Origin of the sequence: Microcystis sp. M165S2 (genome assembly GCF_020245885.1) — a bacterium.
Classification (GTDB): domain Bacteria; phylum Cyanobacteriota; class Cyanobacteriia; order Cyanobacteriales; family Microcystaceae; genus Microcystis.
Genome location: NZ_JADBTZ010000442.1, coordinates 1 through 7,211 on the forward strand (window position 1 = coordinate 1; position 7,211 = coordinate 7,211).

Annotated in this window: 5 protein-coding genes; all 5 read right to left on the reverse strand. The window is 47.3% G+C overall.

Annotation, left to right across the window (positions count from 1 at the left end; genetic code table 11):
- A partial coding sequence (locus IM479_RS21660) for a DUF2887 domain-containing protein (protein ID WP_287699574.1) occupies nucleotides 1–155 on the reverse strand: 155 nt, incomplete at its 3' end.
- A gap of 31 nt (nucleotides 156–186) precedes the next feature.
- The gene (locus tag IM479_RS21665; RefSeq protein WP_287684296.1) at nucleotides 187–3,609 is read right to left on the reverse strand and encodes a DEAD/DEAH box helicase family protein; all 3,423 of its coding nucleotides are present in this window, start codon (nucleotides 3,607–3,609) and stop codon (nucleotides 187–189) included.
- 228 nt (nucleotides 3,610–3,837) lie between these two features.
- Complete coding sequence (locus IM479_RS21670) at nucleotides 3,838–5,040, reverse strand: restriction endonuclease subunit S (protein WP_353737545.1); 1,203 nt, start codon at nucleotides 5,038–5,040, stop codon at nucleotides 3,838–3,840.
- Between the two features lie 233 nt (nucleotides 5,041–5,273).
- Entirely contained in the window at nucleotides 5,274–5,495 is a 222-nt protein-coding gene (locus tag IM479_RS21675; protein WP_130758460.1) for a helix-turn-helix domain-containing protein, read from the reverse strand.
- Nucleotides 5,496–5,498: 3 nt separating this feature from the next.
- Nucleotides 5,499–6,986 (reverse strand): type I restriction-modification system subunit M, encoded by a 1,488-nt coding sequence (locus IM479_RS21680; RefSeq protein WP_287684299.1) that lies wholly within the window; start codon nucleotides 6,984–6,986, stop codon nucleotides 5,499–5,501.
- Nucleotides 6,987–7,211: the final 225 nt, after the last annotated feature.

Below are 7,211 nucleotides of genomic sequence, written 5' to 3' on the forward strand. Positions count from 1 at the left end.
GGCAGAAAGACTCCATCAAGACGAAAGGAAAGTTGTTTGACTTCCACTGAGTCAAAGCGGTAGTTATTGGCTTCGTTGATAGGGAGTTCAATTAATTCAAAGAAGATAGAGGGGAAAGATTGAAAGAGTTGATAAAAAATCGTGTCAGTTTTCATGCTCTTATTTTATAGCAGTACGCGCTTGCTCTTAGACCGCATCAACGGACTCATTAAACGATCGCAGAATCGAGACGATCCGATCAGCTTCCCGATCATTAAACATCCCATCTAGCCCTTCGGGATGGTTATCGGTAAAGGGAGGCTCGTAGAGCGCCCCCGGATTCATAACTCCGTTTTTAGTGAGGATATCGATGATATTTTCGATAAAACGGATTTGATTGGCCGAGAAGTTTGTCCCCTGCAAATAACGGCCAAAAGCTTGTTTAGCCGCTTGGCGATCGAGTCCGACGATTTCCCGGATCAGGAGCTTGAGGCTTTTCGTCCGGCCAAAGACCTCCTCAAAACGCTGACGGCTCTCAATTTCTGCGGCCGAAAATAGCATCTCCTCTAGGGCAGATAAATCCCTGTCCGTTAGGGGGATATTGCGCCGCAACTTAGCGATCGCAAGGTGATCCTGATGCTGACGGATATAGGACTCGACTTTCCGGCGATACTGTTCGCGACTAAAACCGGTCTGATGGGTGGGAATATCGACAATCTGCACCTCCCCCATCTCATCGACAAAATCGGTAATCACGCTCTGCTGCTTTTGGCGATCGATAAACTTGACCAGATCCCGGACGCGTACCCGAATCCCTTCCACCATTAACGGCGTTGCTCCGGTCCACCAGCTTTCGGCTTGCACCTCGCGAATAAAGGCTAATTGCCCCTTAATCATCGGGATATCGGGCTTAGTCTCCAGTTGAACGAGAAGATCGCGCACTTTGTCCCGCAATCGCTCATAGCTACCGGATGCCTTGAGAATGGCTAATTGCAGTTGCAAACAAAGAAGGTCGAATTCCTTGGCTAGGGGATCCTCATTGGGCAAACCATTGGGTAAACCGGCTAAGGAGTCGGCAATAGTGGCCACGTCCTCCTGACTCAGGTTGTTCCAACGATCGCGCTGACTAAAGGTCTTCACCTGCGGCAAGCGACGACGCACCAGAAAATTATCCCGGGGCATGGTGGCGATGTGTTGATGGAGTGCATCGAGCAAACTCGTGTATAGGTCGCTGGATCGATCGACTTTGTAACTAGAGGACTGCTCTCTCGCTCTAGGGGTTGCGCTTTGCTTGCAGGGAGCGAGGCGGGTTGCCAACTCGAGGCGATGTTTAACTAGGCGACTGGTGAGGCTTTCGGGTATTTTCTCCCTTGTTTCATCGATATCCTGCTGGAAATACTCGAAATTCCCGCAGAGGTCGAAGACCAGAAACTCGGTTTTATGGTTGCCAGGACCGAACAAATCCTGACAGAGACGAGTCCCGCGCCCGATCATCTGGTTAAACTTCACCCGGGAGAATACGGGCTTAAAAAACACCAAATTGACCACTTCTGGCACATCTACGCCAGTATCGAGCAGATCCACCGAGACGGCGATAATTGGTTCTTTATTGACCTTGCTAAAGTCGTCTAGGAGACTTTGGGCGTAGTTGTCGTGACTGTCAATAATTTTGGCAAAATGACCTTTGTAGTGAGGATAGTTACTATTAAAGCGATCGCAGATAAATTGGGCGTGCCGGTGATTACGGGCAAAAATAATCGTTTTACCCAATCGATCGCCACTGTTGACCTTTAGCCCCCGTTGCATCAAAATTCTTAACGCTTGATCCACGGTGTCGATATTGAACAACCAGTCATTAAAGGCAGCTGCGTTAATTGCCTGCGGTAGTTCGCCGCTTTCCTCGTCCCGGAACTTCTCCTCGTAGTCTAGCCGCTCCTCCGGGGTTAGATCGCTGTATTTAACCCCGGTACGCAGGAATTTAAACGGCACAGTAACACCCTTGGGAGGTACAAGATGGCCATCCTTAACTGCATCCTCTAACTCGTAGGCGAAGGTAGGAACCCCCTGCTGTAGCTCGAAAATGCGGTAGGTATCGCGATCTACTTCCGAGCGTGGTGTGGCAGTTAGTCCCACCAGCAGAGCATCGAAATAATGGAAGATTTCGCCGTATTTGCGATAAATGGAGCGATGAGCCTCATCGACGATCACGAGGTCAAAATACCCCACCCCAAACATTCGTCCATTTGCATCCATGCGATCGATGGCGTTGAGTATGGTTTGATAGGTGGAGAGGATGACGTTAGCCCCCGTCACGTCCTTGCTACGGGTCAGATCCAGGACGGTAACGCTGGGTAGATGACGCTGAAAGGCGCGGTATGCTTGCTTTAATAGGGCATTGCGATCGGCCAGAAACAGGACTCGGTTTACCCAATTGGCGCTCTTGAGCAGTTCCACCAATGCGATCGCAGTTCGGGTTTTGCCGGTTCCGGTGGCCATGACCAATAGGGACTTACGGCCGCGCTTTTCTTCAAAGGTTTCAGTGATGCGACGGATGGCCTCTTTCTGGTAGGGACGGCCGACGATATCCTCGTTAATGGCGGTGTCGCTGAGGCGTTTACGGTGGTAACGGCGGAAAATTAGCCGTTCTAGCTCGTTTTTTCGCAGGAAACCGAGGACGGGGCGGGGGGGATAGGCGAGATCATCCCATAGATAGGTTTCATAGCCGTTGCTGTAGAAAATAACGGGGCGCTGGCCGTAGTTTTTTTCTAAGCAGTCGGCGTATAGTTTGGCCTGTTGTTGGCCGCTGTTGGGGCTTTTGCTGGTGCGTTTTGCCTCCACGAGGGCGAGGGGTTTACCGTCGTCACCCCATAGTACATAATCGACGAAACCGCGCCCGGTATCCCCCGCTTGTTGGATGGGCATCCCCCACACCTCCAACTCTGTGGCGTTGGGGGCTTTGGTATCCCAGCCGGCTTCTTTGAGTAGTACATCGATCAGATAATGGCGGGTGTCGGCTTCGTTGTAGTCGTGTTTGTCGGCGATCGCATTATTTTGGGCGAGGAGGGCATCCCGTTCGGCCCTAGCGGCTGCGAGTTCGGCCTCGGTTTGGCACTGTTTGGCCTCTGCAATTTGGCGCAGGGTATCGCTTTGGGAAAGGCGTTTTTCTAGGTCTTGCAGTTCTTTTTGACTGGGGACGGCGAAACTGGGAATTTTCTGGCGATCGAAGCTAATATCGCCCAATTCTCGCCCATTCTGCCCGTAAAACCGCACCAGCCAGTAGGTGATATGAAAGAGTTCCTCGATCAGGTGCAGGGAGTCGCGATCGCTGATTTGTCCGCCATGGTGGGCGGCGCTATTGCCGACTTTGTGGATGGTGCGAATTTTGGCGAAAAGTCCTGGTTTAAGGTTATCTTTAAAGGTTTGCTCGTGGATGAGAGCGCCTAGGCTATTGTCCCGGGGCAGTTGTAGATAGGGGTCGTTTTCATAGAGCCAGCAGACCATTTGTTCTAGGACAAAGCGGCTATAGAAGCAACTGGCCCGGGGGTTGCTGAAGACTAATCCCTCGGCCTGGGCCGCGTGTTCGTACAGTTGCGGGAATTGATCTCGCAGGAAGGAGAAGTTTGACACCATATTGCGCTCCCCAGTCTATAAGTCTATTATCCCCAAAGTTTTGGCTATCTCTATATTTTACTTGGTTATTGTTTAACAATTATATAAAAAAACAGCAAGTTCGGTTATTTTATCTAGGTTTTTCCCTCTTGACAGTGTGAGATGATAGGAATCTTAGTTAATTGTCCAACGGTCTTTTTTAATGGCATTTCCCACAAGATTATGGCAGTAATCTACGGGATGCCATGGCTACAGTTCCCCGCGAAAGGCGCGTTGTAAAAGGGAGTTGAAGAGATTTTCGGATTCTTGAGAACAAGATGTTAAACTTTCTTTTGAAAACTGTATTTTGGAGGCTATTTCTAAAAATTCTTTTTGTTTATAGATGGGAGGCACTGGAACAATAAAATCTTTTATCATATTGAGATGCAAATCAGGAACTCCAATACCTTTAATAGATCGATCTGCTTGACTTTTAAGTGCTGGTGTAGCCAATGCTTCTTTCAGAAATTCGGGAAAAATCAAATCTCTTTGGGGTTTAATAAGGCAAACGCTCACATATAGTGAAAATTCACTCTTTACATTCACAAGGGCTGGACGACCATATGTTGCCCCGACCTTTGTGTATAAAATATCGCCCATATCGGGGTTACATCTTTTCTTATATTTTTTGTGATCTTCTTCGCTGATGAACTTGCAATCATCAAACTTTAATTCGCCCGTCGTAATATCTTTAACAGAAATAAAAGGGACTCCTTGCTCAGTATAATTTGGTCGAGAGTGAACACCATCGGTGATTTTAGTGGTGACTTCCTCTAGTTTCTTTATCTCCCACCCTTTCGGATTAGTAACAGGATCACCGAACATCTCTAGGAAAGTCGATTTTAACAACTCCTCAGTCAACCGAATTGCCTCTTTGCGCTTGCGTCGCACCCCATCCGCTTTATCTAAAATTGCCGCAATTCTTCGCTGTTCTTCGAGGGGTGGGAGGGGAATTTTGTATTCCTTTAACTTTGTTATTGGCAGGGCTTTATAAGCAGAGCCAGAGGAAAGATTTTGCAATTCATTAATTAGTGACGATAGAAGATATCTCAAAAAAAATGGGTCAACATCTTTGAATCCTTTCAGCCATAAAATATTTCCATCTTTGAAATAAAATTCTTTCTCATTCTCGACGATATAAATTTCGCCAACAGTTCCTATGGCAGTGATAAGGATGTCTCCAACTTCAGGAACACCAAATTTTACTTTGATCTCTTCATATCTTTCTCTTGATATAAAAAGCTCGTTAGAGATGGGTTCTTTATTGGCAAGTTCTTTAATTTCTTTTGTTCTGTAAAATGGAATACCATCATCAACATATTCAGACTGAAAAATTCGTTTACTGGAAGTGATTTCTCCCAGTTCTCCTAAAAGATAGAATTTTAATTCCTTTATCCCAACATCTCCTTTAATGCGTGTAAAACCTGATCAATCTTATTTTCAAACATAAATCAAATATCCTTTCGGTGGACTAAAGCGGTGGGTTACGACGGATTGTTAGATTGACTTTAACGCCTAGATTGTTGCCGTCTAACCCACCCTACTATGAACTCTTCTCCCTTCAATGGGTAGGGTGGGTTAGCGATAGCGTAACCCACCACTCTCTTGGAATCTAAATGCCGACAAATCTTATTTCTCAGCATAAATCAAATATCCTTTCGGTTGACTATCGCTTCGATAGGATCTAGTAGAGGGATGGGAAAATGTTCCTGTTCATAGGCATCAACCAGTGTGGCAAGCAAATCTAAGCGCGCTGCTTCCGGTGTCCCCGGAGGTACTTCCAGAAGCGACTCAATCTCCAGTAAAGCGGCCTCATACTCGGATTCGGTTTTGAGAGGATGTAGGTCTAATGGCTGTAGATTTTTCATCTCCTAATCTCCTAACATTTCCTCTAATGCGTCCAAATCCTGACGAATATCAGCCTCTAAAGCCCTTAACTTCTGTAAAATCACCTTCGGCGGCTCATAGCTCACTTCCTCGTACTCTATCTCCTTATAGCGGTTAATTGATAGATCATAAGCATTGGCTTGAATCTCCTCGCGAGGCACAAAAAACGCCTTCGCTTTGCGGTTGGTGTCCTGAGCGGAGTCGCGATTATGCCAACAGCGCAGCAAATCCGGGATATCATTATCGGCGATCGGTTGGCGTTTATCATCGAGAGAGAAACCATCCGCCATCATGTCATAAAACCAAACGAAGTCAGTCCCCTTTTCCCTTACCCCCAGCTTCGTAAAGATGAGAATCGCGGTAGATACCCCCGCGTAAGGCTTAAAAACCCCCGACGGCATCGATATCACCCCCTCTAGCTTATGTTCCTCCACCAAGATGGTGCGGATGTCCCTGTGGGCCTTGGACGAGCCAAATAGCACCCCATCCGGCACAATTACCGCGCCTTTTCCCCCCGTCTTCAGCAACCGCAAAAACAGGGCCATGAATAATAACTCGGTTTTAGTGGTGTCGATGATTTTCGATAAATCCTTGGCAATAGTAGATTTCTCCACCGAACCCTTAAACGGTGGATTAGCCAGAATCAAGGTAAAACTATCCTCTACTCCGGCGTGATCCTCCGAGAGGGAATCCCGGGCCTCGATAATCGGCTGCTCGATACCGTGTAACATCAGGTTCATACTGCCAATGCGTAACATCGTCGCATCGAAATCAAAACCGTGGAACATTTGGTTATTGAAATGCTCTAGGTTGCCGCGTTCATGGAGCAATCGTCCCCCCTCGCTGTCCTTTAACTCCCGCACATACTCGGCAGCCGCTACTAAAAAGCCTCCTGTGCCACAGGCCGGATCACAGATAACCTCCCTCAGTCCGGGTGCTAATAACTCCACCATCAATTTGATAATATGGCGCGGCGTGCGGAACTGTCCGTTAGTCCCGGCTGTACTCAGTTTTGAGAGCATATACTCGTAAAGGTCGCCCTTGGTGTCGCGATCCTCCATCGGGATTTTTTCGATTTGCTCGATTACTGTTGCCAGCAGCGCCGGGGAGGCGATGAGAAACACCGCGTCTCTCATGTGTTTGGCGTAGGTGCTACCCTTGGAGAATTGCCCCAGATCTTTGATAAAGGGAAACGCTTCATCCCGGACAATCTGGAGCATCGTCTCGGCATCATCGAGATTTTTGAAGTGCGACCAACGGATATGCTGTTGGCTGGGGGTAAAGGTGGGATTTTCCAGTTTTTCGCCTAATCGTTGGGCTTTGCGCTCTTTAGCCAGTTCTAGGTCATCTAGGCGCTTGATAAAGAGTAAATAGGAAATCTGCTCGATTACCGAAAGCGGGTTACTAATGCCGTTATTCCAGAAGGTTGTCCAAAGTTTATCTATTTTGGATTTTAATTCGCCGGTGATCATCGCTGTTTACTCGTTTGCTGCTTTTAATATTGCAGTAATATTGTACTAAAAATCGATGTTTCAGGGTGAAAAATGCTATTAGGTACTTAAGTAGGGTCTGCTGAATAAATCTAAAAACCTTGTTGGGTAAGACTTTTAGACTTTTTGTCAATCAAAAAGTACCAGGCATGGGAGTGATCAGGGGGAAAATTCAGGTACTTTTTCCCTGAAAATTAGGTAGTTGAC